4 protein-coding genes are annotated in these 2028 nt (G+C 43.1%); all 4 read right to left on the bottom strand.

Translation table 11 applies throughout. The features are described 5' to 3' along the window. On the bottom strand, positions 1 to 456 hold a 456-nt coding region (locus H5P30_RS01660), incomplete at its 3' end, for a hypothetical protein (RefSeq protein ID WP_185691228.1). A gap of 82 nt (positions 457 to 538) precedes the next feature. Continuing rightward, on the bottom strand, positions 539 to 1060 hold the full coding sequence (locus H5P30_RS01655) for a hypothetical protein (protein ID WP_185691227.1): 522 nt from the start codon (positions 1058 to 1060) through the stop codon (positions 539 to 541). Between the two features lie 76 nt (positions 1061 to 1136). Next, a complete protein-coding gene (locus tag H5P30_RS01650) occupies positions 1137 to 1616 on the bottom strand; it encodes a hypothetical protein (RefSeq protein ID WP_185691226.1) in 480 nt (159 codons plus the stop codon). A 77-nt stretch (positions 1617 to 1693) separates the two neighbouring features. Then, a partial coding sequence (locus H5P30_RS01645; protein WP_221774253.1) for a MafI2 family immunity protein occupies positions 1694 to 2028 on the bottom strand: 335 nt, incomplete at its 5' end.

Below are 2028 nucleotides of genomic sequence, written 5' to 3'. Positions count from 1 at the left end.
GTTCTGCTCAATTTCTTTTAGTTCTCTTTCAATTCCCCAAGCTCTTGTTTCTTTAGTCTCAGCGTTGATCCAAATAAGAGCATTGATTCCGCCTGTCATGTGCTGAACTTGAACTTGCCAAATCTTTGATTCCGGACTTCCCAATCCATCAATTTCTTCTTCAAGTTGGAAGCTGAAATCAGGGATAAGCCTTTCCTCCGCGAGTAAACCGTAAGTCTGAAACCAATACTCGCTTGCTAGTCTCTGTGCTTCCTCTTTTTCCGATTCGGTGAGTCTCTTGAAGCCGAATTCGGCAAGAAGATCAGACTCAACAATTCCTTTCTGTCCTTCCTGCGGTTCATCTTCGTTTGCTCCCGTTCCATCGTTGATAAGTATGAATCGACTGAAATCTGCGTCATCCAATTCTGCGGCCCATAGCAGGGGACTGAGGATAAGTAGAATGACGATTGTTTTCATTTTTCTGCAGAACGTCAAAGTGTATCACGGAGTGAAGCGCGGAGCGCGTAACGGAGTTGATACGACTGCCTTGTTAGGTTCTTCATTTCCAGAACTTCCACCATAGTCGACTCTTAGGCTTAGGTTCTGAACTTGAGCTGCTTACAGCATTTTTTCCTAGGTTTGGTTTCTTGGGTGACAGTTCTTTTCTGGCTTCTGGTATCGTGAAATCCAAGTCCTTGATTAATGCTTCTAGGTCCGAGGGGGCTTCGAATTCGTAGGAAACGACCCCATCAAAATTCTTCAATAAGGCTGCAGAAGCAATAATTGCGCAAGTGCACTCTGCCATAGAGCCGCCCCATCTAAACGAAATACAATAATCTCGTCCTTTTGTTAATTCTTCGATTTCCGAAGGGTCGTCGACTAACTCGGCAACTGCTTGATAATAAATTTCTACTCCAGTTTCTTTCCCCTCAAGTTTGCATGGCGAATAGCCTGAATCTTCTTTTGGTTTCAGTTCAGAGTCCAACTGAAAGTCATATCCAAGGGCATCAATGGACTCTTGCCACTCTTGACGACTAGGAATCGCTTTTTCGCTGATGAAGACGTATTGTTCGTTTGCCATATTTATTTACCTAACGTGGAGCATGAGCGATGGCGCGATAGCGACATTGCTCACTGCGATTGGTTAAAATTTATTTTCAAGGGGCACGTCCAGCTTTAAAGATAATGCGCATATCCTCTTTGGGAGCTTCATCTAGCGATAGCTTGTAGGTTACAATCGTTCCGGAAATCAATTTTTCGCCGTCAAATCCGCCTTTTATCACGTTAGCTTCAAACTCAGTTGGGTTAACGAAGACAGCTGGTAAATAAAATCGCTCCTCGGTAATCGTGGGAGGCGAATGATCTTTTCTTTGGTTTAGGTTCGCAATGGTAACTTCAAGTATCTCGACCTGTTCACGATAACCTTCTGAGAAGGCTTCAGCGAAAGTAAGTCGAATGTAGCCCCCTGGCATCGTATCGTCTAAGACCATTGAGAAGGGGCGTGGTATCGTCTTTTCTCCGTTTGGGGTCACGAGCGAGTAAATTCCCTTGTAGAATCCCTTCCATTGCTCTCTTGCGTCTTCGGCAGATGCCAAAAATGGCATTAAGAAAAGAGTGATCAAAAGTAGTTTTTTCATAGTCTTAACGTCAAGAGGAGGGATGCTGAGTGAGCGGAGCGATCTCGGCATTCCTCTCGCTCGCCTTGTTAGCGTATTTATTTTTCAATTTCATATTCTCTCCGAGCAAAAACCAAACCATCTAATACATCGATATCACGAAGTAGCTTATCTGAGAAAAAACATTCTTCTTTCACTTTTTTTATTTCTTCTTTTGAGGATGTATTTGCCAAGATTTCTGTCATCACCATTGAGCACGATTCTCGATCAAAATCTGTAGGTTCTTTTTCTAGATAGTAGCGCAGTGTGAATTCTTTTGAATCTGTGAACTTAACCGCTATTGCTCGAATCGAAGGGTAGATTTCCCCGATAAGTGCGGATTGAATCCAAATACGCAACCAATGTGGAATCGATTTCATTTTTTTTGCTAACG

Origin of the sequence: Puniceicoccus vermicola (genome assembly GCF_014230055.1) — a bacterium.
Lineage (GTDB): Bacteria > Verrucomicrobiota > Verrucomicrobiia > Opitutales > Puniceicoccaceae > Puniceicoccus > Puniceicoccus vermicola.
Note: the sequence above shows the minus strand (reverse complement) of the source record. Positions and strands in the feature narration are given on the sequence as shown.

What these genes read in the sequence shown, in the direction of transcription:
- H5P30_RS01650 (WP_185691226.1), bottom strand. Translation starts at nt 1,616, where the DNA reads ATGAAAAAACTACTTTTGATCACTCTTTTCTTAATGCCATTTTTGGCA.
- H5P30_RS01655 (WP_185691227.1), bottom strand. Translation starts at nt 1,060, where the DNA reads ATGGCAAACGAACAATACGTCTTCATCAGCGAAAAAGCGATTCCTAGT.